At 61.5% G+C, this 26,978-nt stretch carries 24 protein-coding genes; 11 read left to right on the plus strand and 13 right to left on the minus strand.

Annotation, left to right across the window (positions count from 1 at the left end):
* Window positions 1–60 precede the first annotated feature (60 nt).
* The 5 genes from rsfS to ACNA0I_RS22910 form a co-directional block, all read right to left on the minus strand.
* Complete coding sequence (rsfS, locus tag ACNA0I_RS22890; protein WP_415808333.1) at window positions 61–465, minus strand: ribosome silencing factor; 405 nt, start codon at window positions 463–465, stop codon at window positions 61–63.
* 84 nt (window positions 466–549) lie between these two features.
* Complete coding sequence (gene nadD / locus ACNA0I_RS22895) at window positions 550–1,176, minus strand: nicotinate (nicotinamide) nucleotide adenylyltransferase (RefSeq protein ID WP_415808334.1); 627 nt, start codon at window positions 1,174–1,176, stop codon at window positions 550–552.
* Window positions 1,177–1,196: 20 nt separating this feature from the next.
* The gene (gene hemF, locus ACNA0I_RS22900; RefSeq protein WP_415808335.1) at window positions 1,197–2,108 is read right to left on the minus strand and encodes an oxygen-dependent coproporphyrinogen oxidase; all 912 of its coding nucleotides are present in this window, start codon (window positions 2,106–2,108) and stop codon (window positions 1,197–1,199) included.
* A 121-nt stretch (window positions 2,109–2,229) separates the two neighbouring features.
* A complete protein-coding gene (gene purD, locus ACNA0I_RS22905; RefSeq protein WP_415808336.1) occupies window positions 2,230–3,531 on the minus strand; it encodes a phosphoribosylamine--glycine ligase in 1,302 nt (433 codons plus the stop codon).
* 139 nt (window positions 3,532–3,670) lie between these two features.
* The gene (locus ACNA0I_RS22910) at window positions 3,671–4,402 is read right to left on the minus strand and encodes a YebC/PmpR family DNA-binding transcriptional regulator (RefSeq protein ID WP_415808337.1); all 732 of its coding nucleotides are present in this window, start codon (window positions 4,400–4,402) and stop codon (window positions 3,671–3,673) included.
* A 267-nt stretch (window positions 4,403–4,669) separates the two neighbouring features.
* On the opposite strand from ACNA0I_RS22910, the gene ACNA0I_RS22915 reads away from it, so the two are divergent.
* The gene (locus ACNA0I_RS22915) at window positions 4,670–6,199 is read left to right on the plus strand and encodes a helicase HerA-like C-terminal domain-containing protein (protein WP_415808338.1); all 1,530 of its coding nucleotides are present in this window, start codon (window positions 4,670–4,672) and stop codon (window positions 6,197–6,199) included.
* A gap of 187 nt (window positions 6,200–6,386) precedes the next feature.
* Window positions 6,387–7,319 carry a 2-hydroxyacid dehydrogenase gene (locus ACNA0I_RS22920; protein WP_415808339.1) on the plus strand — a complete coding sequence of 311 codons (933 nt, stop codon included), beginning with the start codon at window positions 6,387–6,389 and terminating at the stop codon, window positions 7,317–7,319.
* A gap of 180 nt (window positions 7,320–7,499) precedes the next feature.
* Here the strand turns inward: ACNA0I_RS22920 and ACNA0I_RS22925 are convergent, their stop codons facing one another.
* The 6 genes from ACNA0I_RS22925 to ACNA0I_RS22950 all read right to left on the minus strand — a co-directional run bounded on the left by ACNA0I_RS22925 (window position 7,500) and on the right by ACNA0I_RS22950 (window position 14,525).
* Complete coding sequence (locus ACNA0I_RS22925) at window positions 7,500–8,573, minus strand: tartrate dehydrogenase (protein ID WP_415808340.1); 1,074 nt, start codon at window positions 8,571–8,573, stop codon at window positions 7,500–7,502.
* 153 nt (window positions 8,574–8,726) lie between these two features.
* Window positions 8,727–10,316 (minus strand): DHA2 family efflux MFS transporter permease subunit, encoded by a 1,590-nt coding sequence (locus ACNA0I_RS22930; protein ID WP_415808341.1) that lies wholly within the window; start codon window positions 10,314–10,316, stop codon window positions 8,727–8,729.
* Window positions 10,313–11,506 carry an HlyD family secretion protein gene (locus tag ACNA0I_RS22935; RefSeq protein WP_415808342.1) on the minus strand — a complete coding sequence of 398 codons (1,194 nt, stop codon included), beginning with the start codon at window positions 11,504–11,506 and terminating at the stop codon, window positions 10,313–10,315. The genes ACNA0I_RS22930 and ACNA0I_RS22935 overlap by 4 nt, the downstream gene beginning before the upstream one ends.
* 20 nt (window positions 11,507–11,526) lie before the next feature.
* Complete coding sequence (locus ACNA0I_RS22940) at window positions 11,527–12,945, minus strand: efflux transporter outer membrane subunit (RefSeq protein ID WP_415808344.1); 1,419 nt, start codon at window positions 12,943–12,945, stop codon at window positions 11,527–11,529.
* Between the two features lie 141 nt (window positions 12,946–13,086).
* Window positions 13,087–13,590 carry a MarR family winged helix-turn-helix transcriptional regulator gene (locus ACNA0I_RS22945; RefSeq protein WP_415808345.1) on the minus strand — a complete coding sequence of 168 codons (504 nt, stop codon included), beginning with the start codon at window positions 13,588–13,590 and terminating at the stop codon, window positions 13,087–13,089.
* A gap of 77 nt (window positions 13,591–13,667) precedes the next feature.
* A complete protein-coding gene (locus ACNA0I_RS22950; protein WP_415808346.1) occupies window positions 13,668–14,525 on the minus strand; it encodes a DMT family transporter in 858 nt (285 codons plus the stop codon).
* A 154-nt stretch (window positions 14,526–14,679) separates the two neighbouring features.
* Here ACNA0I_RS22950 and ACNA0I_RS22955 point away from each other — a divergent pair, with 154 nt between their 5' ends.
* Together ACNA0I_RS22955 and ACNA0I_RS22960 are read left to right on the plus strand one after the other, a co-directional pair.
* Window positions 14,680–15,630, plus strand: a complete 951-nt coding sequence (locus ACNA0I_RS22955) for a DMT family transporter (RefSeq protein WP_415808347.1) — start codon at window positions 14,680–14,682, stop codon at window positions 15,628–15,630.
* Window positions 15,631–15,685: 55 nt separating this feature from the next.
* A complete protein-coding gene (locus tag ACNA0I_RS22960; protein ID WP_415808348.1) occupies window positions 15,686–16,675 on the plus strand; it encodes a quinone oxidoreductase family protein in 990 nt (329 codons plus the stop codon).
* Window positions 16,676–16,838: 163 nt separating this feature from the next.
* Here the strand turns inward: ACNA0I_RS22960 and htpX are convergent, their stop codons facing one another.
* Window positions 16,839–17,720 carry a protease HtpX gene (gene htpX / locus ACNA0I_RS22965; RefSeq protein ID WP_415808349.1) on the minus strand — a complete coding sequence of 294 codons (882 nt, stop codon included), beginning with the start codon at window positions 17,718–17,720 and terminating at the stop codon, window positions 16,839–16,841.
* 145 nt (window positions 17,721–17,865) lie between these two features.
* On the opposite strand from htpX, the gene ACNA0I_RS22970 reads away from it, so the two are divergent.
* Window positions 17,866–18,720, plus strand: coding sequence for a DMT family transporter (locus ACNA0I_RS22970; RefSeq protein ID WP_415808350.1), 855 nt, complete (start codon window positions 17,866–17,868; stop codon window positions 18,718–18,720).
* 93 nt (window positions 18,721–18,813) lie between these two features.
* A complete protein-coding gene (locus ACNA0I_RS22975; protein ID WP_415808351.1) occupies window positions 18,814–19,689 on the plus strand; it encodes a sulfurtransferase in 876 nt (291 codons plus the stop codon).
* Window positions 19,690–19,713: 24 nt separating this feature from the next.
* Here ACNA0I_RS22975 and ACNA0I_RS22980 read toward each other — a convergent pair whose 3' ends face one another.
* Window positions 19,714–20,577: a LysR family transcriptional regulator gene (locus tag ACNA0I_RS22980; RefSeq protein WP_415808352.1), complete on the minus strand. Its 864-nt coding sequence runs from the start codon at window positions 20,575–20,577 to the stop codon at window positions 19,714–19,716.
* Between the two features lie 216 nt (window positions 20,578–20,793).
* On the opposite strand from ACNA0I_RS22980, the gene ACNA0I_RS22985 reads away from it, so the two are divergent.
* The 5 genes from ACNA0I_RS22985 (at window position 20,794) to ACNA0I_RS23005 (ending at window position 26,823) form a co-directional block, all read left to right on the plus strand.
* Window positions 20,794–21,867, plus strand: a complete 1,074-nt coding sequence (locus tag ACNA0I_RS22985) for a putative 2-aminoethylphosphonate ABC transporter ATP-binding protein (RefSeq protein WP_415808353.1) — start codon at window positions 20,794–20,796, stop codon at window positions 21,865–21,867.
* Between the two features lie 112 nt (window positions 21,868–21,979).
* Window positions 21,980–23,662, plus strand: a complete 1,683-nt coding sequence (locus tag ACNA0I_RS22990) for a putative 2-aminoethylphosphonate ABC transporter permease subunit (RefSeq protein ID WP_415808354.1) — start codon at window positions 21,980–21,982, stop codon at window positions 23,660–23,662.
* A gap of 19 nt (window positions 23,663–23,681) precedes the next feature.
* Window positions 23,682–24,478 (plus strand): phosphonoacetaldehyde hydrolase (phnX, locus tag ACNA0I_RS22995; RefSeq protein ID WP_415808355.1); only part of this gene is annotated, 797 nt, incomplete at its 3' end.
* Between the two features lie 175 nt (window positions 24,479–24,653).
* Window positions 24,654–25,676 carry a putative 2-aminoethylphosphonate ABC transporter substrate-binding protein gene (locus tag ACNA0I_RS23000; RefSeq protein ID WP_415808356.1) on the plus strand — a complete coding sequence of 341 codons (1,023 nt, stop codon included), beginning with the start codon at window positions 24,654–24,656 and terminating at the stop codon, window positions 25,674–25,676.
* 16 nt (window positions 25,677–25,692) lie between these two features.
* Window positions 25,693–26,823, plus strand: a complete 1,131-nt coding sequence (locus ACNA0I_RS23005; protein ID WP_415808357.1) for a TIGR03364 family FAD-dependent oxidoreductase — start codon at window positions 25,693–25,695, stop codon at window positions 26,821–26,823.
* Window positions 26,824–26,978 lie beyond the last annotated feature (155 nt).

Below are 26,978 nucleotides of genomic sequence, written 5' to 3' on the forward strand. Positions count from 1 at the left end.
TTCGGGCACGAGCATCAGGCTGTGGCGAGGCGCGCCGTAACGAGCAGGCTAACGAGGATTTCAGCCCTCGTCGACGTCGCCGGTATCGCGGTCAGCGGCATGTACGGGGGCGCCTGACCCCGGCAGCAGTTTGACACGAACGGGCTTGTCGCCCCAGATTTCCTCGAGGTTGTAGTACTGCCGGATGGCCGGCTGCATGACGTGGATGACGATGTCGCCCAAGTCGACGACGACCCACTCGCCGGTGTCTTCGCCTTCGACGGTGATGCCGGTCAGGTCCAGGGCACGGCCGCAATTGGCTACGCTGGAGGCCAGGGCGCGGGTTTGCCGGTTGGACGTCCCGCTGGCAATAACGACACGGTCGAACAGGCTGGTCAGGTGCGTCGTGTTAAAGACTTTGATGTCTTGGGCTTTGACGTCTTCGAGGGCGTCAATGACGGCGCGTTGTAGTTTTTGAATATCCATGGATGTAAATATAACCCGCGAGGGGAACTGGTGGAGCCGGGCGAGGGCAGCAAGGAGGCTGGTTGCTGTGCCGGACTATTGGAATCAGCGATAGAGGCCGTGAGCGGCGATGTAACTGGCTACCGGCGAGGGCAGAAGGCCCTCCGTTGCGTCGCCGCGAGCCAGTCTGGCACGGATGTCAGAGGCGGAGATCGCCATGGGGGTAAAGGGCAGGGTGGTCAGCTGGCGTGTTGGGCGGTCTTGGCGGTCCTGACTGGCTAGCCAATGCGTCAGTTCGTCGGGGGGAATCAACGGCGTGCCGGGGCGTGTGGCGACGGCCAGGTCTACTCGGGCCGATATCTCTTGCCATTCATGCCACGTGCAGAAATTAGTCAGCTGATCGGCGCCGAGGATCCAGACGTAACGGGCGCCAGCCGGCAGGGCGCGTAGGGTATCGACGGTGTAGGTAGCGCCGCCGCGTTCGATTTCGATGGGATTGACGGCCATGCCGGGCTCGCCCTCGATCGCCAGCTCGATCATGCGCAGACGATGCTCGGGCGCGGCGTTAAGGGGCGCGCGCTGCCATGGGTTGGCAGCGGGGATGAATTGCACCTGTGTGAGGTGCAGTTCACGCAGGGCGGCTCTAGCCAACGCCAGGTGCGCGAGGTGAATGGGGTCGAAACTGCCGCCCAGCAGGCCAATACGGGGTTCGCGTTCTGGATGGACAGGCATGATGGACGGTGGCGCCGGGATTACACCCAGTCTCGGGGTTTCAGGAAGGCAGCGAGCTCGGATTCTGGTGTGCCGGGCTCGGGATGCCAGTCATAGCGCCACTGTGCCATGGGCGGCATCGAAAGCAAAATCGACTCGGTGCGGCCACCGGATTGGAGTCCGAATAGCGTGCCGCGGTCAAACACGAGATTGAACTCGACATACCGTCCGCGCCGATAGGCCTGAAAATCGCGTTGGGCCTGTTCGTAGGGGGTATGACGGCGGCGTTCGACGATGGGCAGGTAGGCAGGCAAAAGCGCGTCGCCAACCGAGCGCAGCAACGCGAACGAGGCGTCAAAACCAGGCTCGTTGAGGTCGTCGAAGAACACGCCGCCAATGCCGCGGCTTTCCTGGCGGTGTTTCAGGAAAAAGTACTCGTCACACCAGCGTTTGTAGCGGGGATAGTACGTATCGCCGTGGGGCGCCAGCGCATCGTGGCAGACCTGATGGAAATGCCGTGCATCGTCTTCGAACGGGTAGTAGGGCGTCAGATCCATGCCGCCGCCGAACCAGAATACGTCGTCTTCGTCTTGGCCAGGCCGTGCCGCGGCCGTGAACATGCGCACATTCATGTGTACGGTGGGCACGTAGGGGTTGCGCGGATGCAGCACCATCGACACGCCCATGGCTTGCCACGGGCGGCCAGCCAGCTCGGGGCGATGTGCGCTGGCGGAGGGGGGCAACTGGGTGCCCTCGACATGACTGAACAACACGCCGCCTCTTTCGAGCAATTGACCGCCTTCGATCAAGCGAGATACGCCGCCGCCGCCCTCGGCACGCTGCCAGGCGTCGGTGCGAAAATCCTCGCCGCCGGCTTGCTCGAGCGCTTGCACGATGCGCGCTTGCAGGCCGGTCAGGTAGTCTCGTACGTCGGAAACGGGGATATTGCTCATGCGGTGTCCAGATGGGATTCAGGCTGATTGCTGACGACGATCGTCAGCGGTGTGGGACGCGGCGGTCGCCGCGTGACCTGGATAGCTTAAGCCTGTGGGGTCACCAATGCTTTGCGTTTGATTAAGGTTTGGCCTTTTGCTGGGACGGCTTCAGTGCGCGCCAACCGATGTCCGTCCGGTATTGGCGGCCATCGAATTGCACGCCGTCCACGGCGGCATAGGCACGCTCGCGCGCCATGCGGACGGAGTCGCCCAAGGCGGTGACGCAAAGCACGCGGCCGCCGGAGGTTTTCAATTGGCCATTTTCCAGGCGGGTGCCCGCGTGGAAAACGGCGCAGTCTTCGGTCTCTGCCGGCAGCGCCGCAATGGTGTCGCCGTTACGCGGTGTGCCAGGATAGTTGTGGGCAGCCAGGACGACGCCCAGGGCGGTACGGCGATCCCAGGTGATGTCGGCCTGGTCGAGCGTGCCCTCGACGGCGTGTTCCAGCGCATCGAGCAGGTCGCTTTTGACGCGCATCATGATGGGCTGGGTTTCGGGGTCGCCCATGCGGCAATTGAATTCCAGCGTCTTGATAGCGCGATCCGGATCGTCGCCCGGAGCAATCATCAGGCCGGCGTACAGGAAACCCGTGTAGGGAATGCCGTCGCGCGCCATGCCCTGAACGGTGGGCAGAATGATTTCGCGCATGATGCGGTGATGCAGTTCCGGCGTGACGATGGGGGCGGGGGAATAGGCGCCCATGCCGCCCGTATTGGGGCCGGCATCGCCGTCTTTCAGGCGCTTGTGGTCCTGGCTGGTGGCCAGCGCCAGGACGTTGCGGCCATCGCACATGACGATGAAGCTGGCTTCTTCGCCGACCAGGCATTCTTCGATGACGACGCGGGCGCCGGCCTCGCCCATGCTGCCGTCGCCGAGCATGGCGTCAATGGCGGCGTGGGCCTCGGCCAGATCGGCGGCCACGACGACGCCTTTGCCGGCGGCCAGGCCGTCTGCCTTGATCACGATGGGGGCGCCTTCCTGGTCGACGTAGGCGTGGGCCTTGGCCGGATCAGTGAAGGTTTCGTAGCGGGCCGTAGGAATCCCGTGGCGCACCATGAAGGCCTTGGCGTAGTCTTTGGAGCTTTCCAGCTGTGCCGCGGCCTTGGTCGGGCCGAAGATTTTCAGTTTGCGTTCACGAAAAACATCGACGACGCCGGCCGCCAGGGGCGCCTCGGGGCCGACGACCGTCAGAGAAACCCCTTCGCGCTCGACGAAGTCAGCCAGATCCTTAGGGCTGGTGAGGGGCACGTTTTGCAGCAGGTCACCCTGCTCGGTGCCGCCATTGCCGGGCGCGACATAGACCTTGTGGACACGGGGCGAGCGGGCCAGGCGCCAAGCCAAGGCGTGTTCGCGGCCGCCAGAGCCGATTACCAGGAGTTTCATTTTTCGATGACTTCTTAAAGAGGCCAGGGCGTTGCCGCCACAGGCTTGGCACAAAAGGCTGACGGGTCGCCCCGTTTCGCCGGTCGGTTTTTACTGCAGACCCGCCCGGGGACGCATGTCCCTGGGGGCATGGCGGTTACTACTGGGCTTCGTCAAACACAACGGTGGTATAGACTTCCTGCACGTCGTCCAGGCCCTCCAGCGCGTCGAGCAGTTTTTGCATCTTGACGGCGTCGTCCCCGGTGAGCTCGGTCTCGTTTTGCGGCTTCATGATGATGCCGTCGACCTCGGCCTTCAGGCCGGCCGATTCGAATGCCTGGCGCACGGCAGCGTAGTCTGTCGGGGCGCAGATGACTTCGATGACGCCTTCGTCATCGGTGGTGATGTCTTCGGCGCCGGCTTCGAGGGCGGCTTCCATGACGGTGTCCTCGGGGGTGCCCGGGGCGAACACGAATTGACCGCAGTGTTTGAACATGAAGGCAACGGAGCCTTCCTGGCCGAGGTTGCCGCCGTTTTTAGAGAATGCGTGGCGGACTTCGGCAACGGTACGGGTGCGGTTGTCGGTCATGCAGTCGACGATGACGGCAGCGCCGCCGATGCCGTAGCCCTCGTAGCGGACTTCTTCGTAGTTGGCGCCATCGGCACCGCCTGCGCCGCGCTGGATGGCGCGTTGGATGTTGTCCTTGGGCATATTGGCGTCGGTGGCCTTGTCCCAGGCCATCCGCAGGCGCGGATTGCTGTCAGGATCCGGGCCGCCGGCACGTGCCGCGACGGTGATCTCACGAATGATTTTGGTCCAGAGCTTTCCGCGTTTGGCGTCTTGGCGGCCTTTGCGGTGCTGAATATTGGCCCATTTACTGTGTCCGGCCATGGTGTCCCAGATGAAAATGTCGGCAAAACCGGCATTTTACCGTGGTTGACGAACAGACGGAGCGGCCAGATGTGCCTTCTTTGCCCATGCCAGACCAATGCACGGCCGGTGATTGACAATTCCTGCCGTTTTCCCACCTCCGAAGTCCGCACAAGACGTGGCGAACGCTCTACACTTGCGTCACTGTTTTTGTGCCGCCAGCGCCCCTGCGGGCAGTGAGCCGAAGGCGCGGTGCGGTGCCCTAGTTTTGCTTGCCGGAGAGCACGGATGCCTGATCCCATTGTCATTGCAAAAAATAACGAGACTCAACTGGCCTTGTTGCCCGCGCTGGCGAATCGCCATGGTTGCATTACCGGGGCGACAGGAACGGGCAAGACCGTCACCTTGCAGGTACTGGCCGAGGCCTTTTCCCGCATGGGTACGCCGGTGTTCCTGGCTGATATCAAGGGCGATCTGACGGGGGTTTCCCAGGCAGGGGGGGCGTCGCCCAAGCTGCAGGAACGCTTGAAGAACAACGATCTGCCCGAGCCGGTCTGGGGGGCGAACCCCGCCGTGCTATGGGATGTGTTTGGCGAGCAGGGCTTGCCCGTGCGCGCCACGATCTCTGACATGGGGCCGCTGCTGTTGTCGCGCATGCTCGAGCTGAACGACACCCAAGAGGGCGTGTTGACCTTGGTGTTCCGCGTGGCCGACGACGAAGGACAGTTGCTGCTGGATCTGAAGGACCTGCGCGCCATGCTGCAAAACGTGGCCGATCGGGCCGCGGAGCTGAAGACCAAATATGGCAACGTGTCCTCGGCATCGGTGGGCGCGATCCAGCGCAGCCTGCTGACCCTGGAATCGCAAGGCGCCGAGCTGTTTTTTGGCGAACCGATGCTGGACGTGGCAGATCTGATGCGCACCGACGCGCAGGGGCGCGGCATCATCAATATTCTGGCAGCCGACAAGTTGATGCAGGCGCCACGTCTGTACAGCGTATTCCTGTTGTGGATGTTGGCCGATCTGTACGAAAAACTGCCCGAAGTCGGTGACGTGGAACAACCCAAGCTGGTGTTTTTCTTTGATGAAGCGCATTTGCTGTTTAACGATGCGCCCAAGGCGCTGTTGGACAAAATCGAGCAGGTTGTGCGTCTGGTGCGGTCCAAGGGGGTAGGCGTGTATTTCGTGACGCAGAATCCCTTGGATATTCCGGATACGGTATTGGGGCAGTTGGGCAATCGTGTGCAGCATGCGCTGCGGGCATTTACGCCACGTGACCAGAAGGCCGTCAAAACCGCGGCAGAAACCATGCGTCCGAATCCGGGACTGGATATCGAAGCGGCCATTACGGAACTGGGCGTGGGCGAAGCCCTGGTGTCGCTGCTCGATGCCAAGGGCCGGCCGGAACCCACGCAGCGCGCATGGATCATGCCGCCGGGCAGCCGTATCGGCCCGGCCACGGATGCGGAGCGTCAGGCGCTGCGTCAGGATCCCACCATGTCTGCCAAATATGCCAAAGCGATCGACCGCGAGTCGGCGTACGAGGTCTTGACGGCCCGTGCCAGCACCGATGTCGCAGATGCTGCGGCGGGATCTGCGGCGGACAAGACTGCCGGCGCTCAGAAAGGGTCGGCTGACCAGAGTGAGTCTGGCGGCGTGATGGACGGCTTGAACGAGCTGCTGTTTGGTTCTACCGGCCCACGTGGTGGCAAGCGCGACGGCGTGGTGCAGTCGGTGGTCAAGAGCACAGCACGTTCTATGGCTCGGCAGTTGGTGCGCGGGGTGCTAGGGTCGTTGCTGGGATCGAAGCGGCGTTGATTGCGGGGGCCGAGCGCTGCGCTGACGCGTGGCGCCGGCGTGATTTGTGCCCGCGGACAAGATTCGCCTGCGTGGGGATCCATGCTCAGCGGGGCCAGATTTGCCTGCGCGAGGATCCATGCTCAGCCGGGTCGTATTGCAAGACTATGGCAGCATAGAGGGTTGATGCTGATACGAGGGCCTTGCAATGAAAGTTCTGGTTGTTTCGACGAATAGTGCCGCGCAGGAAAAATGGGTCCAGCCGCTGGCTGCGGCGATGCCGCATGCCGAGGTGGCGCTGTGGCACGCCGGTTTGCCGCCACAGGATGCCGACGTTGCGGTGGTGTGGTCGCCGCCAGCCGAGTTTTTTGAGCGTGAGCGCAAACTGCGAGTGGTATTTAACCTGGGCGCGGGCGTTGATGGGCTGCTGAAACTGCCCTCGCTGCCGGCCGATCTGCCTCTCGTTCGCCTCGAAGACGCCGGCATGGCCGTGCAGATGGCAGAGTATGCCGTCTGGGCGGTGACACGTGCGAGCCGGCAGTTCGATGATTATGTCGCGCAGCAACGTGCGCTCGTGTGGCAACCGTTGCCCGAATTGCGGCGTGAAGCATGGCCGATTGGCGTGTTGGGCACCGGGGTCATGGGAACCAAGGTCGCGCAGACGCTGGCCGCGTTGGACTATCCCGTGGCAGGATGGTCGCGCAGCGGCAAAGTGCCCGCAGGAGTAGAAAGCTTTGCGGGACTGGAGCAATTGCCCGCCTTTCTGGCGCGTACGCGGGTGTTGATCAACACCTTGCCGCTGACGCCCGATACGCGAGATATCTTGCGCCGCGAGACGCTAGAGCAGTTGTTGCCGCAGGCGCACATCGTCAACATGGGGCGCGGCGATCATCTCGTCGAAGAGGATCTGCTTGAACTGCTGAAGACGGGGCATGTACAGGGAGCGACGTTGGATGTGTTCCGCCAAGAGCCTTTGCCTGCCGATCATCCGTTCTGGACGCATCCTGCAGTCACCATGACGCCGCATGTTTCGGCAATCACCTTGCAACATGAGACGCTAGCGCAGGTGGTCGACAAGATCGAGCGCTTTTTCAAGGGTCAACCATTGACGGGCTTGATTGCGCGCGAGCGCGGTTATTGACCGTAGCGTTCGTGATCGCCGCTGGGCGGTGACGATTGGAAGCCCGGACGAGGGCGATGAAACGCCTCGGGCACGTGGATGAGGTGTCCTCCGGAAATGGAACGTCATTCCAATTTCTGCGAGACGTTTTATCCACGTGCCCGAGGCGTACGCATGGCCGGATATCCGGCCTGATGCGGTTTATTTGCCAGCAGCGATGATCGCGGCGATGGCTTTGCCGACTTCTTCCGTGGACGCGGTACCCTGCATGTCGCGGGTGCGCGGGCCTTCGGCGAGTACGGTTTCAATGGCGCTGACCACGGCCTTGGAAGCGTCCGGGTAGCCCAGGAAATCGAGCATCAGCGCGCCGCTCCAGATCTGGCCGATCGGGTTGGCGATGCCTTTGCCGTAGATGTCGGGGGCCGAACCGTGCACGGGCTCGAACAAGGACGGGAATTTGCGTTCCGGGTTCAGGTTCGCTGACGGTGCGATGCCGATGGTGCCGGTGCAGGCCGGGCCCAGGTCAGACAGGATGTCGCCAAACAGATTCGAGGCGACGACCACGTCGAACCAGTCCGGGTGCTGCACGAAGTGTGCGCACAGGATGTCGATGTGATATTTGTCCCAACGCACGTCAGGGTACTGGGTAGCGATGTCTGCGACGCGCTCGTCCCACCAGGGCATGGAAATCGAAATGCCGTTGGACTTGGTGGCTGCGGTGAGGTGTTTGCCGCGCTTTTGCGCCAGGTCAAAGGCGAATTTCAAGACGCGATCGGCGCCGATGCGGGTAAAGACGCTTTCCTGGATGACGACTTCGCGCTCGGTGCCGGCAAACAGGCGGCCGCCGCTATTGGAGTATTCGCCTTCGGTGTTTTCGCGGACGATAAAGAAATCGATATCACCGGGCTTGCGATTGGCCAGGGGCGAGGGCACGCCGGGCATCAGGCGCACGGGGCGCAGGTTGATGTATTGGTCGAAATGGCGGCGGAACTGGAATAACGAGCCCCACAGCGCCTCGTGATCCGGGACAGTGGCGGGCCAGCCAATGGCGCCAAAGAAAATCGCTTCGTGCCCGCCGATCTGGGTCGCCCAGTCGTCAGGCATCATTTTGCCGTGCTTGGCGTAGTAGTCGCAGCTCCAGTCGAAATGATCCCACTGAAAATCAATGCCAAAGCGCGTTGCCACCGCGTCCAGGACACGCAATCCCTCAGGAACGACTTCTTTGCCGATGCCGTCGCCGGCGATGACTGCGATTTTGTGCTTGGTTCCTGCCACCACTGTTCTCCAGATGTTGTTCGACTGATGGGGTGTGCGAGCGGGAGTCTACAGCGGGCCAGAGGTTTCTGGCCCCGCCCGTTGTGTTCCACGTTTTATGCACACAAAGATGGCAGTTTATCGCTGTCGGGCTTCTGTGTGTCGTTCGGGACCTCAGTGAGCGCCTGCGGCCGCTTCGGCAGCCCCGCCGTCGCCACCTGCCGCGGTTTTCTTGCGGCCGTGCGCAAACCACACCAGTCCGGTCAGCAGAATGAAAATCACGCCCGAGGCGTAGAACACATCCACGGCAGACATGGTGAACGCCTGTGTATTGATCAGACCGTCCAATCGAGCGAGGGCGGCTTGATGCGACATCCCTACGCCGTTTTGCAGCGTATCGAGCGCTTGGTCAAACGGCTGATGGCCAGGGCTGGCGATTTCGGTCAAACGAGCATGGTGTTGCGTGGCGCGATTTTCCCATAGCGTCGTGGCGATCGACGTGCCGAACGCGCCGGCGGTCAGCCGGGCGAAATTCGATAGCCCGGATGCAGCAGGAATGCGCCATGGTTCCAGGCCTGACAAGGTAATCGAGGTCAATGGCACAAAGAACGCAGCCATCGCGGCCCCCTGGATGACCGTCGGAATCATCAAGGTGCGTATGTCGACATCGGTGTTGAAGTTCGAGCGCATGAAGCACACGAGCGCGAATACGATGAACGCAACGGTGACGATGAGCCGGGCATCCCGGGTCGCCAGCATTTTGCCCACGAATGGCGTCAGTAAAATCGCCAGAATACCGACGGGAGCGGTCACCAGGCCCGCGTAGGTCGCGGTATAGCCCATATTGCTTTGCAGCCAGAGCGGCAACAGCACGACGTTGCCAAAGAACACGCCATAGGCCACCGCCAGCGTCACCGCCCCGACGGTGAAGTTGCGTTCTTTGAACAAGCGTAAATCGACAATGGGGTGCGCGTCGGTGAGCTCCCAGATCAAAAAGAAGACGAATGCGACAACTGCCACTAAGGCAAGCAACTGGATGGTCTGACTGGCAAACCAATCGAGCTCTTTGCCCTTGTCCAGCATGATTTGCAGGGATCCCACCCAGATCACCAGCAACACCAGGCCGAGCTTGTCGATGGGGAGTTTTCTCGTGGGGGATTCGCGGTCGCGGTATATCCGCCAACTGATCCATGCGGCCAGCAATCCCACGGGAACGTTGATATAGAAAATCCACGGCCACGTGTAGTTATCCGAGATCCAGCCGCCCAACAGTGGCCCCGCGACAGGGGCGACGAGGGTGGTCATAGACCAGATGGCCAACGCCATGCCGGCTTTGGATTTCGGGAAACTGGACAGCATCAGCGCTTGCGACAGCGGGATCATGGGCCCGGCGACCGCGCCTTGCAATACGCGAAAGGCGATCAATGCCTCCAGTGATGGCGAGAACCCGCACAGCCATGACGAGAGTACGAACAGCAAGGTGGAAATGATGAATAAGCGGACTTGGCCGAACCGCTGCGTCAACCAACCTGTGAGTGGTACCGTGATGGCGTTGGCGACTGCGAACGAGGTAATGACCCACGTGCCCTGGCTGGAGCTGACCCCCAGATCCCCGGAAATCGTCGGGATCGAGACGTTGGCGATCGAGGTGTCCAGCACGTTCATGAACACCGCAGTCGACAGCGCGATGGAGCCAATGATGCGGGTAGCCCCCTCCAAAGGGGGCGGCGCGCTGGGCTGTCCAGAGGAACGGGGAGCGCTCATGGTTCTAGATTGGCCTTGATGATTTTGTCGATCAATGCGTCTGCACCAGCCTGGGTATCGGTGAATACATGGGTTGACCAGGCGGGTTCGTGGCGCGGCTTGGCTTGTGCGCCGGATGACGTCTCTTTCTGGCTGATGTCCACCTCTACGTCCATCGACAGTCCGACGCGCAAGGGATGGGCTTTGAGCTCCTCGGGATCGAGTTCGATACGTACCGGTACGCGTTGCACGACTTTGATCCAGTTGCCCGTGGCGTTCTGTGCGGGCAGCAGCGAGAACGCGCTGCCCGTGCCAGCATCCAGACCGACGATGGTGCCGTGATAGACGACGTCGTCACCGTACAGATCGGAGATCAGCGTGGCGCTTTGGCCTGGGTGCATGTGGCGCAATTGGCCTTCTTTGAAGTTGGCCTCAACCCAGACTTGGTCGAGGGGGACGACATTCATCAGGGTATTGCCAGGGGCGACGCGCTGGCCGACCTGGACACTGCGGCGGGCGATCAGGCCATCGACGGGGGCAGGCAGGACCGTGCGGGCGTGGGCGAGCCATGCGTCACGCAGCTTGGCAGCGGCTTGCCGGACATCTGGATGATCGGTGACGGTCGTGCCGTTGGTCAGCGCTTGGTTGGTGGCCAATCGGGCCTGAGCGGCGGCCAGTGTGGCCTGAGCTTGCGCCAGGCCGGATTGTGCGGATTTCAGTTCGGTCTGTGCGTGCAGCAGTTCTTCGCCGCTGACGCCACCCGATTTGGCCAGCGTCTGGCGTCGCTGCAGATCGCTTTGCGCGCGTTTCAGGTCAGCCTGCGCGCGCTCGATGTTGGCGCGTTGAACGTTGACATCGGCCGCCAGGGAGTCATTTTGCACGTACAGGGTGCGGACCTGGCGCACGGTCTGGGCCAGTTGGGCCTGGGCTTGTTGCAGGGCGATTTCGGCATCGGCCGGGTCCAGCCGGATCACGGCCTGGCCGGCCGAGACGTGTTCGGTGTCGCCCGCCTCGATAGCGATAACGGTTCCCGGAACCTGCGGGGTGATTTGCACCAGGTTGCCGTGCACATAGGCATCGTCGGTGCTTTCCACATGAGAGCCAAACAAGACCCACCAGATGGCATACAGAACGGCCAGCACAATGAACACGCCAGCGGCGATCAACAGCAGGCGTTTGCGGGCAGGATGAGTTACAGGAGTTGCGGTCATGACGTCGGGGTCCGGGTCGGTCAATGAGAAGAAGAGGCTGCCGGTGTGTCGGCGGTGGGCGCGTAGCCCCCACCCAGGGCATAGGCCAGGTCGGCATCGAGCTGGTAGGCGCGAAAGCGCACGTCGGTATCCAGCCGGGTCTGGGTGAGTACGCCGGTCTGAGCGATCAGCACCGTGAGGTAGTTGCCCATGCCTGCCCGGTAGCGCTGCACGGCCAGGTCATAGGCGGCATCGATGGCTTCGCGGGCCTGGTGTTGCTGGTCGATTTCGCGGTCGATCAGGCGCAGGCCATCGATAGCATTGGCGGTCTGATGCACGGCGTCCAGCACGGTCTGGTTGTAATCCGAGACCGCCACGTCCGCGTCTGCCTTGCGGCCCGCCAGGTTGGCATTGAGTTCGCCGCCATGGAAAATCGGCAACGTGATGGCAGGGCCAATGCCGGCGGTGCGGCTGCCGGCGTCCAGCAGATTGCCGGTCCCGAGGGCTTGAAATCCGGCAAAAGCCACTAGATTGATGTTCGGGTAGAACTCGGCGCGGGCGGCCTCGATCTGGCGTTGGGCCGCCTCGGCGCGCCAACGTGCAGCGGTGATGTCCGGGCGATGGCCCAGTAAGTCGAGCGGTACGTTCTCTGGTATGACACCCGCACGAGCCGACAGGACGACAGGTTGCAAGGACTGGCCACGTATCGGACCAGCGCCGGCCAGCGCGGCGACCTGGTTGCGCAGTTGGGCCAGATTGCTTTCTGTCTGCGTCAGATCGACCTTGGCTGCGGCGACCGATGATTCGGCCTGCTTGACTTCGACTTGTGTGTCCAGGCCTGCGCGTTGGCGATCGCGCGTCAGTTGCAGAACATCGGTACGTTGCTGCAGGATGCGCTGCAGGACTTGTCGCTGCGCAAATGCATTCTGCAAATTCAAATAGCTGCGCACCATAGCGCGGGCGAGCACGTTTCGCGCTGCCTGAGTGTCAGCTTCGGCGGCCGCGCGTTGTGAAATCGCGGCATTGAGCCGGGCGCGGTTTTTGCCCCAGAAATCCAGCTCATAGCTAAAGTCCAGCGCAAGCCGGTTATCCGAAACGACAGATCCCGCCATGGGCGCCTGGTAAATGTAGTTTTCGGGTAAGTGCTCGCGGCTGAGGGAGTAGTTCGCATCGACGCGCGGCATCAACGGCGCGCGTGCGCCGCGCACGACTGCATTCGCCTGAGCCAGGCGGGCCTGCGCCGATGTCATGGACGGGCTGTTGGCCAAGGCCTCATCAACCAGCGTATTCAATTGCGCATCGCCATAGCGGTGCCACCACTGGGTGTCAGGCCAAGACACAGACGCGTTCTGCAAGCCGAGCTGTGTGGCCTCGAGCGGGGCCACGGGCTCGGTGGTCGGGTCCATTGATGCGCAGCCTGCCAGGACCAGCAGCAGCGCCACGGGGAGTAGAGGTTTCATCAGTTGTCGGGAGTAGTCAATCTGACGTTTTGCTGAATATTGTTGATTAAACTGTATTTGCCTAGGCAAGTATTATGGCGTAAAAAAAACCTGGTGAGAGGAATATCCCCATTTCGATCCAGGGTTTGGTGTTGCGTGAAATCAGGGTTCGGGGGATTTTCCGTCCGAGCCGTTGGCCAGCATTCGGCAGAGCAAGTGCCGCAATTGCGAGTGCTCCTCGTTGGAAAAGCCTCGCAGATGATGGTTCAACACGCGGGCAATACAGGCAGGAATGGCTTTTGCCGTTTCATGGCCCAGTTCGGTGAGCTCGATCTTGACGACCCGGCGATCCTCGTGACTGCGTATCCGGCGCAGCAGCCCTTTGCTTTCCAGGCGGTCCAGGGTGCGAGTCATTGCGCCGGTATCGACACCGTTCAAGCGCGCCAGCTCGGCCGGCGTGTCGGCAGTGCCGCGCGCAATCAAGGCGATGGGGCGCCATTGGATGGCTGTCAGCCCCAACGGAGCGGTTTCCATGTCCAGCAGGCGGGTCAGCGAGTGATAGACCTGCTTGATCATGAAACCGACATTGTCGTCAGAGGTACAGCGCGACGTAGCGCGGTAGTGCACAGGCGTGCCGTCATCGGGGGCGGAGCGGGGGGCGTTCATGGAGCGTATTTTATTGCCTAGGCAATAATTGTCAATGCAGAAAATGGCGGCGTTAACAGGCCAAGGCGTATAAGGGTCTAATGCGCCGCCTTGCGCAGCCCCGACCACACGATCGCCGTTACGATCAGTATGGCTCCCGCGATCATGCGCAGGCTGGGTTGTTGCGAGAACAATACCCAGGCAAAGGCGATGGCGTACACCGGTTCCAGTGCAATCACGAGGCCCGCAGTGCGTGCATTGAGCTTTGTCAGGCTGGACACGAACAAATAGTGCGACAGGCCGGTGCAGAAAACGCCCAGCAAGACAATCCAGAACAGATCTATGCCGGCGAGATGCGGCAACTGGCTGGCAGCAAAAGGCAACATGGCCAGCACCACGACGATGTTCTGGCCGCAGGCGACCTGCATGGCGTCCAGCCCGACGGTGGAGCGCCGGTTGCTGAGCGCCAGTAGCGCGAACGACAGGCCGGACAGAATGCCCCAGGCCAAGCCCACCGTGCCCTGGTCAGCGAAATCGAACGACGGCGTCACCAGGACGAGCCCGAGCGTGACCAACCCGAGCACCAGCCATTCCGCCAAGCGGACTTTTTCACGAAACAGCAGGCCCTCGAACAGCGTGATGAACGCTGGAAAACTGGCAAAGCCCAACGTGGCTACCGCAATACCGCCGACCTTGACCGAGATGAAGAACGTCACCCAATGGCCCGCCAGCAGGCAGCCGGCGATAATCAACATGAATAATTGCACGGGAGTCAGCGACGTGAACAGGGGCTTGCGCTGCAACCGCGAAAAGCCGAGCAAAGCGACGACCGCAAACAAGGCGCGGCCCAGCGTAATGAGGGCAGCGCTGGCCTGGATGAGTTCGCCGAAAACGCCTGTCAGGCCGAACAGCACAGCGGCAATGTGGATATAAACTAGGGCGCGTTGACGGGTCATGCGTGAGTCGTGAGGAGCGGGGACCGGATTGGCTTGGTTGTCGCCGTTCCTAGGAACCGACGATTATAGCGGTGTGACTTCGGCCGTTTTGCTGCAGGCGCCGTGCGGGATCTGTTCGTCTTCGCCGTAATGCCGTGGCTTCTTAAAGTCTCTGATGAACCTTCCTCCTCAATTGCGCTTTACTACGATTGTTTCGCCTCGCGTCCTTGGGTTCTTCCTGGCGACGGTGGGAGCCGTGCTCTTTGCCGCCAAGGCCATCGTCGTGAAATTCACCTATCGCTACGGCATCGACGCGGTCACATTGATTGCTTTTCGCATGCTGTTTTCCTTGCCGTTCTTTGCCGCGGTGGCGTGGCGCGAGTCCCGTCGGGCCGCCCAGGGCGAACTGCCCGTTTTGACTGGGCGAGAGCGGGTTGTGCTGTGTTTGCTGGGATTGCTGGGGTATTACTTGTCCAGCTTTCTGGATTTTCTGGGCTTGCAGTACGTGACGGCCAGCCTGGAGCGTCTGATTTTGTTTTTGTCTCCTACGCTGGTGGTGCTGTTGTCGGCCTGGTGGCTCAAGCGTCCGGTTTCGCCCCGGCAATGGGTGGCCATGGTGGTTTCGTATCTGGGCGTGATCCTGGTGTTCGCGCAGGATCTGGCGCATGGCTCCGGTTCCCATGTGGCGCTTGGGGCTTTGTTTATTTTTGGCTCGGCGCTCAGCTATGCTGTGTACCTGATTTGTTCGGGCGAACTCGTCAAGCGCGTGGGGGCAACGCGGCTGGTGGCTTATGCCATGACGGTATCGTGCATCGCCTGTATCGTGCAGTTCTTTGTCGTCCACCCGCCATCCATGTTGATCCAGCCCTTGGGCGTATATGGCTACTCGTTTGTACACGCCACGTTCAACACGGTGATGCCGGTGTTCATGCTGATGTGGGCGGTCGCGCTGATTGGCGCGCCGACCGCGTCGCTGTTGGGTATGGTGGGACCGGTGTCGGTCTTGTTTCTGGCTGCGTGGTTGTTGGACGAGCCGATTACGCTATGGCAGCTGGGAGGAACCGCGCTGGTGTTATGTGGAATATTGGTACTCATGGGCGGCCGCCGTCCAGAGCCAAAGCAATGACGCGGTATGTCGCCGCAGGGCAGTTTGGAAATTCATCACAACATAGGAGGCTGGTATGACCAGCAATGTCGTCAAGGCAATCCGTATTGAGCAACATGGCGGACCCGAAGTCCTGAAACTCGTGGACGTCGAGGTCCCGCCGCCCGCTGCCAACGAGATCACGATCCGCCAACATGCGGTCGGATTGAATTTCATCGATATCTATTACCGTACGGGCTTGTATCCGCATCCCTTGCCGCATGGCCTGGGTTTTGAGGCCGCGGGCGTGGTCGAGGCCGTGGGCGCGGACGTCAAGCACCTGAAAGTCGGCGATCGCGTGGCCTATGGCCAGAGCCCGATCGGCGCCTATGCGCAAGCGCGCAACGTGCCGGCGGCACAGGTCGTCAAGCTGCCCAAGGGCGTTGATTTCGACGATGCGGCTGCGCTGATGCTCAAGGGTCTGACCGTGCAGTACCTGTTTCGCCAGACCTATCGCCTGCAGGGTAATGAAACCATCTTGTTCCACGCGGCAGCGGGCGGCGTGGGCCTGATTGCCTGCCAGTGGGCCAAGGCGCTGGGCGTCAAGCTGATCGGCACGGTGTCCAGCCCCGAAAAGGCCGAGTTGGCCCGGGCCAACGGCGCATGGGAAACCATCGATTATTCGCGTGAAAACGTGGCCGAGCGCGTGCTGGAGCTGACCAACGGCAAGAAAGTCCCGGTGGTGTATGACGGCGTGGGCAAGGATACCTGGGAAACCTCGCTGGACTGCATCGAGCCGCGCGGGCTGATGGTCAGCTTTGGCAATGCGTCGGGACCCGTGTCGGGCGTGAATCTGGCGACGCTGAATCAAAAGGGCTGCCTATATGTGACGCGTCCGTCGCTGGGGCTGCACGTCAATACGCACGAGAAACTGAATGCCGCAGCCAAGGAGATGTTCGACCTGGTCTTGAAGAAAAAGATCAAGGTACGCATCGACCAGCGCTATCGCCTGGAGGATGCAGGCGAGGCGCAGACGGCGTTGGCCGCGCGCAAGACGACTGGGGCGACGGTCCTGACCTTGGATTAAGGGGTAGGCAGTCACAGACCCTCGCGCAGCGCCTGCGGCCTGGCGCGAGGGCCGTGGGGTCTTGCAGTGCCTCATCAATAAAAAACCGGCTTGACGATTTTGACGTCAAGCCGGTTTTTTGCTGGTGGTCAGCGAGCGTTACTGACCACCTTGACGAGCCGTTTCAGGCCACGCGCATTTGCTGCAAAGCGGCGATACGGGCCTGAATGGGCGGGTGCGAGGCAAAAATAGCAGCCAGACCGCCTTTGCCGGCGATACCCGAGGCCTCGAAGCTCTTGGGCAATTCGCCTGGCTCCAGGCCCCCCAAACGGGCCAAGGCGCGCATCATGGGTTCGCGCGAGCCCATCAGTTGAGCGGAACCCGCATCGGCACGGTATTCGCGTTGGCGCGAGAACCAGGCCACGATGATCGAGGCCAGGATGCCGAAGACGATCTCACAGACAATGACGGTGACGTAATAGCCGATGCCGACGCCGCGTTCGTTTTTGAACACCACGCGGTCGATGAAATAGCCGACCAGGCGCGCCAGGAATACGACGAAGGTGTTGACCACGCCCTGGATCAGGGTCAGCGTGATCATGTCGCCGTTGGCCACGTGCGCCACTTCGTGGCCGAGGACGGCGGCGACTTCTTCTTCGGTCATGCTGTCGAGCAGCCCGGTGGACACGGCCACGAGCGAATCGTTTTTAAAGGCGCCCGTCGCAAAGGCGTTGGGCGCACCCTCGTAGATGGCGACCTCGGGCCGGCCGATACCGGCGCGGTCGGCCAACTGGTGCACCGTATCGATGAGCCACGCCTCGCGGGGGCCCCCGGGAGCATTAGGGTCGATCACCTGAGCGCCCGTGCTCCATTTGGCCATGGGCTTGCTCATCAGCAGCGAGATGATGGCGCCCGTAAAGCCCACCACCACCGAAAAAATCAGCAGCGCCTGGACGTTGAGGCCTTGGGCCGTGATCATGCGGTCCACGCCCAGGATGCGGAGCGTGGCCGATAGCACCACCATGACGGCTAAGTTGGTGACGATAAACAGAAAAATGCGTTTCATGCTTGGGGTATTCCTCTGCGAGCGATGAGGGCCTTTTGGACTGGGAAAAAGCACGGCAGTTCCCGTCCGGCCAACGTTGATTTTCCGGACCCGGAGTATAGTAGCGCTTTCCCCTATTTTTCTTCATTTTCATCGCGTAGCCCCCATGCAGGCTCTTTGGATGTTGGTGGCGTCGGCCATGTTTGCCCTCATGGGGTCATTTGTGAAAATGGCCACGGAGTACGGCGCGTCGCTGCCCCAGATCGTCCTTTTCCGTGGATTCCCGTCGGTTGTACTGCTGTTGATCTGGGCTCGTGCCGGACGCCAGTCCATTGTGCCGACCAGTTGGCGCCTGCACGTGTGGCGCAACGTGGCTGGGGTGGCGTCCATGTGGCTGGGCTTTTTTGCGATCTCGCATCTGCCGTTGGCGACCGCGACCAGCCTGAATTACACGGCGCCGCTGTTTATTGCCTGCTGGATGCTGGGATGGGGCGGATCGCAACGCGACCCGGTACGGATCCTGGCCGTGGCGCTGGGGTTTGCCGGGGTGATTTCCATATTGCGTCCCAGCATCAACCCCGACCAATGGATGGCGGCGTTGTTTGGTTTGTGCGCCGGGGCGACGTCTGCCGTGGCGATGATGCAGATCCGCCTGCTCGGCCGCGTCGGTGAGCCCGAATGGCGCACTGTCCTGTTTTTCTCGCTGGCGGTGTGCCTGAGCAGCGCGCTGGGCCTGACGCTCGAGGGTTGGGGGCAAGTCGGTTGGGAGGGCTACGCATCGCTGGTCGGGATCGGCGTGGCGGGCCTGTTCGGGCAACTGACGATGACGCGGGCCTTTGGTGTCGGCTCGGCGCTGTTGACGGCTGCCTTGCAATACACCACGATCATTTTTGCCGCCTTGCTGGGCATGGGGTTCTGGGGCGATCAACCCGACGGTCTGGCATGGGCGGGGATGGGCCTCATCATCGCCGCGGGGCTATTGTCAGTGTGGCGTACCATGCGCATGCCCGCCGGGTCGTGAGACGGGCAGTGGCGACTTTTCGTCGCCGGGCAACAAGCCGAAGGCGCAGCGTGGGGGCTTTGTTATTTTTTTAATTTGCCGGAGCGAAGACGGATGACTACGACCTTGATTTCCGCGACCGAGCTCGCTGCTCGCCTGGATTCTTCCGATCTGCGGGTGTTCGATGTGCGCCACGACCTGATGGATCATGCCGCGGGGCGGCACGCATATGAGCAGGGGCATATCCCGGGGGCGCGCTATCTGAATCACGAAACGGAACTCGCCGCGCCGCGCACGGGCAAAAATGGCCGTCATCCTTTGCCTACGCGCGAGGCGCTGGCCGCGTTGCTGAGCGCGCATGGCGTGGGGCCGGATACCTTCGTCGTCGCCTATGACGCCAGTGGCGGCATGTTTGCCGCCCATTTGTGGTGGATGCTGCGCTGGCTGGGGCACGAGCGGGTAGCCGTGCTGGACGGCGGCTGGCAGGGATGGACGGCGGCGGGCCTGCCTACGAGCACTGAGGGTCAAGCCGCCGGCAGCACCGCGTCGTCTCACGCCGAGCAGACCGAAAATGCCTCGCTGTTGGGCCAGCCATTGGCCGATACGGTTGATGCCGATGCGGTACTGGCAAACCTGGCTGCGCCGGCTTTTACCGTGCTGGATGCCCGGGCGGCGAACCGCTATCGCGGCGAAGTCGAGCCCATGGACCCCGTGGCGGGCCATATTCCGGGAGCCTTGAATCGTCCCAATGGCCAAAACCTGCAGGCAGATGGGCGGTTCAAGGACGCGGCTCAGCTGCGCGCCGAGTTCACAGCGCTGCTAGGCGATCGCGACGCCGCGACGATCGTGCATCAGTGCGGCTCGGGGATTACGGCTTGCCACAATCTGCTGGCCATGGAGGTCGCGGGATTGACCGGGTCGCGTCTGTATCCGGGCTCGTGGAGCGAGTGGTGCAGTGATTCGGCCCGCCCCGTGGCGCGCGACGTGTGACGATTCGGGGAACGGCGCGGTCTCTCAGCCCGCCGTGGGCGCCATTTCCAGAAACCGTGCAATCAATTGCACGGGCTGGCGTTCGCGCAGGCAATAGAGGTATTCATTCATCACGATGGTCGCGTCGGTAATTTCCAGCGTGACCAGGTCGGGGTGTGTCGGCGCTTCACGGGAAGGAATCAGGCTGATACCCAGGTCGCACAGAATGGCCTGGCGTATCGATTCGCGGCTGCCGATTTCCAGGATGCGGCCGACAGTGACGCCGGCGGCCTCCAGCGCGCTCTCTGTCAATTTCCGCGTCATCGAGCCCGGTTCGCGCAGCAGCAGGGCGTAGTGGGACAGGTCGGATAACTGGACCTGGCTGCGGCGGGCAAGGGGATGCTCGCGATGCGTCACGATGCGCAATGGGTCGGCGGCGATCATTCGGCGATAGAAGTGTTTTTCTTCGCTCAGATACGATGAGGTGGCAACCTCGATACGGTAATCCTGCAGGGCTTGCAACATGGCCTGCGAGTTGCCGATCGTGAGCGTCAAATCAATACCCGGGTACCGCTGGCTGTACCGTTGCACCGTATCCATGATGTAAAACGGCCCGGTGGCGCCGACGCGCAAGTGGCCTTCACGCAGCTCGCTGGCGTCACGCAGCCAAAAATCGATCTCGGTTTCCTGTTGAACCAGTTTTTCAGCCAGCGGCATCAGGCGCTGGCCGGCATCGGACAGGTGCATGCTGCGCCCATGGCGATAAAACAGCTCGATGCCATAGCGGGACTCCAGCTGGCGTAGCTGGCCGGTGACGGTAGGCTGGCTGATGCCCAGTTGCGCAGCGGCCTTGGTGACAGTGCCCCAGCGGGCGACAGCGTAAAAAGATTTGAGTTCGGCGACGAGCACAGTGTCCTGAATATCAATGAGGCAAAAGCCCGCACGTTGAGCCCGGGGGCTGCTGCCCCGCAGAGGGGAGGCAACCCGGTGGCTAAAAAGGGACGTGAGGCCAACCCCTAAGTAAACCAAAATTATTTGATATTTCTATTACGACATTTTTGCGTAGTGTCATAAACACACAATACGCGGTTCTCATACTGCCTCTGTCTTTTACGCGGAGGCACTATGCCCCAACCCGGCCAAGCATTTCTTTCTGTCAGGCACCTCGTCAAGCGATTCGGCGCGCATACGGCTTTGGCCGATGTGTCGCTCGATATCCGCGCAGGCGAGCTGGTCTGCCTGCTGGGGCCGTCGGGCTGCGGCAAAACGACCTTGCTGCGCGCCATCGCGGGCCTGGAGCGGCAGGATAGTGGCACGATCGTGTTGTCGGGGCGCGATATTTCTCACGTTCCGCCCCAGGAGCGCGATTACGGCATCCTGTTTCAGTCGTATGCCCTGTTTCCCAATCTGACTGTTGCGCAGAACGTGGCCTATGGCCTCAGCGGTAAACGCGCGCATCGCAAACACGTAGAGCACCGTGTCGAGGAGATGCTGACGCTGGTTGGGCTGGAGGGGGCGGCAAAGAAATATCCCGGGCAGATTTCAGGCGGGCAGCAACAGCGCGTCGCGATGGCTCGCGCCCTGGCGCCGTCGCCGTCGTTATTGCTGCTGGACGAGCCCATGTCCGCGCTGGATGCCCGCGTCCGTGAGCATCTGCGCGTTGAACTGCGCGCATTGCAAAAACGTTTGTCGATCACCACGCTGATGGTGACCCATGACCAGGAGGAAGCCATGGTCATGGCCGATCGTATTGCGGTCATGAATGGCGGCGTGATCGAGCAGTATGGAACGCCGCGCGATCTCTATCGCCAGCCCGGTTCGGCATTCATTGCGGATTTCGTGGGCGAGGCCAACTGGCTGCCGTTCCAGCGCGTCAATGCGCATCGTGCGAGGGTAGGGCGCCAGGAGCTGGCCGTGGAATCGGCGCTGGACTTCGAAGCCGGCAAACTCTTTGTGCGTCCAGAGGCCGTGCGCGTCAGTACGGTCCGTCCCGACGAGTCCAACGCCGTGTTGGCCCAGGTGCTGGATGGTGTGTTCCTGGGCCGCAGCTACCGTCTGGCGCTCCGTCTGGACGGCGTGCCCGGTACGACGTTGCACTCCATCGTTTCCCCTGAAATCGGAGACGCCCTGCTGGGCCCTCACGCTGCCAGCCGTTGCTGGGTGGAGCTGCCTCGCCATGCGATACGCGCCTACGCTTGAGTCTGCGACGACTGAGCCGTCTATGGCGAAGCCGCTTGCGACAGGGACGAGAGTTGTGCCTGACCATCATTTCGCTTCACAGGGAACTCTGGATGCGTTGGGCAGACGCCCCATGCCCGCATGGATTGGTACCTGGGGCCTGAACGCGGGGCAGGGAGCCCTGGTGCTTGGGCTGCTGATTTTCCTGGCACTGCCGTTGCTGGGAATTCTGGCCAAGTCAGTCATGGACAGCGAGGGCAATTGGACGGGATTGTCGGTATTGGCCGGCATCATCGGAGCCGACGGCTTCCTGGCGATGGTGGCGCGCAGTCTGGCCGTGGGCGTGGTGACGATGGCGGTGGTAGTGCCCTGCGCGTACGCGTTTGCCTATGCGCTGACTCGCACGCGCATCGTGGGCAAAAGCCTGTTGCGTACGATCGCGCTGCTGCCATTGCTGGCACCGTCGTTGTTGCCGGGAATTGCGTTGGTGTACTTGCTGGGCAACCAGGGTTTGTTGAAAGAGTTGTTGGGCGGCGTCACGATTTACGGGTTCTGGGGCATTGTCCTCGGCGAGGCGTTTTACACGTTCCCCCATGCGCTCATGATTCTGTTGACCGGCTTGGCGCTGGCCGACGGCCGGCTCTATGACGCAACCCGTGCGATGGGGGCGGGCGCGCTGCGCACGTTCTGGACGGTCACGTTGCCAGGGACGCGCTACGCGGTGTTTTCCGCCTGCTGCGTGGTTTTTACCCTGACTGTGACGGATTTTGGCGTGCCCAAGGTCGTCGGCGGTGACTATAACGTCCTCGCCATGGAGGCCTATAAAGCGGTCGTCGGTCAGCAGAATTTCCCGAAGGGCGCGGCCATCGGCATCATGCTGTTGTTGCCCGCGATCCTGACCTTTGTGCTGGATCGCCGCTTGCGTGCCCGCCAAGGGGCACAAATGAGTGGCCGTGCGCAGCCCTACGTGGCCGAAACGAATCGCAAGCGCGATACCGTGTTCTTGGCGCTGGCCGGCATTGTGGCGGCGTTCCTGCTGCTGATCATCGGTGTGGCGGTCTGGGCGTCGTTCGTCAAGATGTGGCCGTACAACTTGTCCATGTCGCTGCGTTCATATGATTTCAACAATATGGATGGAGGCGGTTGGTTGGCGTGGCGCAATAGTCTGCAGTTGGCGTTCTGCACGGCAGTCGTGGGCACCATGGTGGTTTTCGTCGGTGCGTGGATGATGGAAAAGGTCCCCGCTCGCGGCGTGGTGGCGCGCGGCTTACGCGGCCTGGCCGGCATGCTGGCGCTCATGCCGATGGCAGTGCCGGGGTTGGTGTTGGGGCTGGGCTATATCTTCTTTTTCAATAGTCCGTCGAACCCCTTGAATGTGTTGTACGGGACGATGCCGTTGCTGGTGCTGTGCACGGTGGTGCATTTCTATACCAGCGCCCACTTGACTGCGGCCACGGCGCTGAATGCGTTGGATCCTGAATTCGAGGCGGCCTCTGCATCGCTGAAAGTCCCGCGCGTCACCACCTTTTTGCGGGTGACGCTGCCGATGTGCTTGCCCGCTGCGCTGGATATTGCTCGTTATCTATTCGTGTCGTCGATGACGACCGTCTCTGCGGTGGTGTTTTTGTATAGCCCGTCTACGGTGTTGGCGGCCGTGGCGGTGTTGAACATGGATGATGCTGGATTCATAGGCCCTGCTGCGGCGATGTGCACGGTGATCATGGCCAGCTCCGCCATCGCGGCTTTGGTGATGCATGTGGCCAGCCGCACCCTGGTGGCTCGCACGCAAGCGTGGCGTCGTCCGGTCTCCGTCTAATTTTTCTGGAATAACTATCATGACAGTACCGTCATTGCCCGTCCGCCTGGAGGCGGTGATTTTTGACTGGGCCGGCACCTTGGTCGATTTCGGTTCCTTTGCGCCGACCAAGGTCTTTGTCGAAGCGTTTGCGCAGTTCGGCATGAATGTTTCGCTGGAGCAGGCGCGTGGCCCGATGGGGATGGGCAAATGGGATCACATTCGCACGCTGTGCGACGAGCCTGCAATTGCGAGCCAGTACGAGGCAACGTTTGGCCGCCTGCCCACGGACGATGATGTGACGGCCATCTACGAACGTTTCTTGCCGATGCAGTTGGAAAAGGTGGCGCAGTATTCCGCCGCCATTCCCGGTGCTGTCGAGGTGTTGAATACGTTGCGTGACCGGGGTTTGAAAATCGGTTCCTGCTCGGGCTATCCCCGCAGCGTGATGGATCGCGTCATCGAGCGCGCCGCTACAGAAGGCATCGCACCGGAATACATCGTTGCCAGCGACGAAGTGCCGCGCGCCCGTCCTGCGCCTGCGATGGCGCTGAAGAATGTCGTGGAACTGGGCCTCGCAGACGTAGCCGGCTGCATCAAAGTTGACGATACCGCGCCGGGGATCGAAGAAGGGCGTCGAGCGGGCATGTGGACGGTTGGCCTGCTGCTCTCTGGCAATGCCGCCGGTTTGACGTTGGAAGAATATCGGAATCTGGATGCAGCCGGCCGAGATGCGGCACGTGCACGCGCCAATCAAGAGCTGTCTGGCGTTGCTCCGCATTTTGTGATCGACACCATTGCCGATTTGCCGGCCATCATCACCGAAATCGAGTCGCGNCTGGCCGCAGGCCAGCGTCCCTGAGTGTCTGGGCTGCATTAGGGATGACTTAGGCGCTGTTCACAGCACCAGGCCCTGTTCAACGCGCTCAACCTGAATCAGATCAATCCTGCAGCCTCGCGGCTGCGCCTGTTTTCTGTGCGGCATGAATGCCGGAATCTATCGGAGCAAAAGATGAAACACTACACGCTACTCGCCCTGGCTGCTGCACTGACCGGTGTCATGGGCACCGCCTCGGCTGCGACCACGCTGACCGTTTACACCGCGCTTGAAGCCGACCAGATCAAGGCCTATCAAGCCGCATTCGAAAAGGCCAATCCCGATATCAAGATTCAATGGGTGCGTGATTCCACCGGCATCATCACCGCGAAATTACTGGCCGAGAAAGCCAATCCGAAAGCGGATGTAGTCTGGGGCCTGGCGGGAACGTCGCTGGGCTTGATGGACAGCCAAGGCATGTTGCTGCCGTATGCGCCCAAAGGTCTGGATCAGATCGCCGCCAACATGCGCGATGCCAAGGCCGAGCCGAGCTGGGTCGGCATGGATGGTTTCGCCGCCGCGATCTGCTTTAACACCATCGAGGCGGAAAAGCAGAAACTGCCCAAGCCCGCGTCATGGCAAGACCTGACCAAGCCTGAGTACGCCGGCAAAATCGTGATGCCGAATCCGGCCTCGTCGGGGACGGGCTTTTTGGATGTGAGCGCCTGGCTGCAGATGTTTGGCGAAGAAAAAGGCTGGGCATTCATGGATGCCTTGCACAAAAACATCGGCTCGTACACGCACTCGGGCTCCAAGCCTTGCAACATGGCGGCTGCCGGCGAATTTCCTATCGGCATCTCGTTTGACTATCGCGCCGCCAAGCTGAAAGCCGATGGCGCGCCTGTCGAGGCCGTATTCCCGTCGGAAGGCCTGGGCTGGGAAGTCGAGGCAACGGCGATCATCAAGGGCACCAAGAATCTGGATGCTGCGAAAAAACTGGCGGATTTCTCGGCCAGCCGCGAAGCCAACGAGTTGTACAAAACGAACTTTGCCGTGTTGGCGATCCCATCCGTCGCCACGGCAAATCCCAATCTGCCGGCAGACCTGAGCTCGCGCATGATCAAAAACGATTTCACGTGGGCTGCCACCAATCGCGATCGCATCATCGCGGAATGGACCAAGCGCTATGACGGCAAGTCCGAAGCCAAGAAAAAATAAGTTGGGTTCTTTAGAAATGAAAAACTTCGACGTCATCGTGGTCGGCGCCGGTATGCTCGGCGTCGCTCACGCCTGGGCCGCGGCCAAACGTGGTCTGTCTGTGGCCGTCATCGAACGCAGCCGTCAAGCGCATGGGGCCACCGTCCGCAATTTTGGCCAAGTCATCGTCACGGGGCAACCTCCCGGCATGATGTTGTCGCATGCGCAGCAGGCGCGCGAGCTCTGGTTGGAACTGGCTGCAAAGGCCGGGTTTCATGTACGTGCCAACGGTGCGCTCGTGCTGGCGCGTAATGCCGACGAGGCGGACGTATTGCAGGAATTTGCGGATACGCGATTGCACCAGGAAGGCTATCGTGCGCAGCTATTGTCCAGCCGCGAGCTCGCTCGCCTGTATGGCGGCAGGCTTGCACACCATTGCGCTGCGATACAAGGACACGACGATCTGCAGATCTATTCGCGCGAAGCGTTGCCGGCGATCACCCGCTATCTGGCGGAATCGTTGGGCGTGACGTTCATTACCGGCACGTTGGCGCGTGCAGTGCAGGGCGGTCTTGTCAGTACGACGGCGGGGGATTTTCAGGGCGGGCATGTATTTGTATGCCCGGGGCATGATTATCTGACCTTGATGCCCGAGTTGTTCGCACCGATGGACCTGGAGGTGACGCGGCTGCAAATGCTGCGTGCAGTATTCGAGTCCAATCCTATCGAGCAACTGGACCGTCCGGTGTTGACGGGGCTGTCATGTGTGCACTATGGGGCGTTTTCGGATCTGCCCTCGGCGCAGGTGCTGCGTGACATCATCCAGGAGCGTTCGCCGTATTTGCTCGAGAATGGGATTCATCTTTTGATCAGCCCTACGCCTTATGGGGAATTGATCATTGGAGACTCGCATCGCTATGGGCAGGATGCGCCGCCGTTCAATGATGAGGCAGTGGATAACGCGATGCTCGAGCTGGCCTCGCAGGCGTTGGGGGCACGGTTGCGGGTTGTCGAACGCTGGCAAGGGGTTTATGGGGCGCATGGGCCGGCGCCGTTTTCTGTGATGCCGGTTGATGAGGCTACCACTGTGGCGGTGATGCATTCGGGGGTCGGGATGACGGTGGGATTGGCGATTGGGGAACGGACTGTTGCGGGGCGTTTGGGGTAGTGGGGGTGTTGTTGGCTGTTTGCCGGTGAAGGGTAAGGTTCTTTTGGCGCCAGGCCTCGCCGTGTAAAAGGGGCACCGGGCCNNTCGCACGGACTCGGCCCATGACCAGGGGCCTCGGCCTCGCTGCGCGAGGCTGAGTCCGCGCTCTACGGCCC

Origin of the sequence: Bordetella muralis (genome assembly GCF_965139205.1) — a bacterium.
GTDB classification, from domain to species: Bacteria; Pseudomonadota; Gammaproteobacteria; order Burkholderiales; family Burkholderiaceae_B; genus Bordetella_A; species Bordetella_A muralis.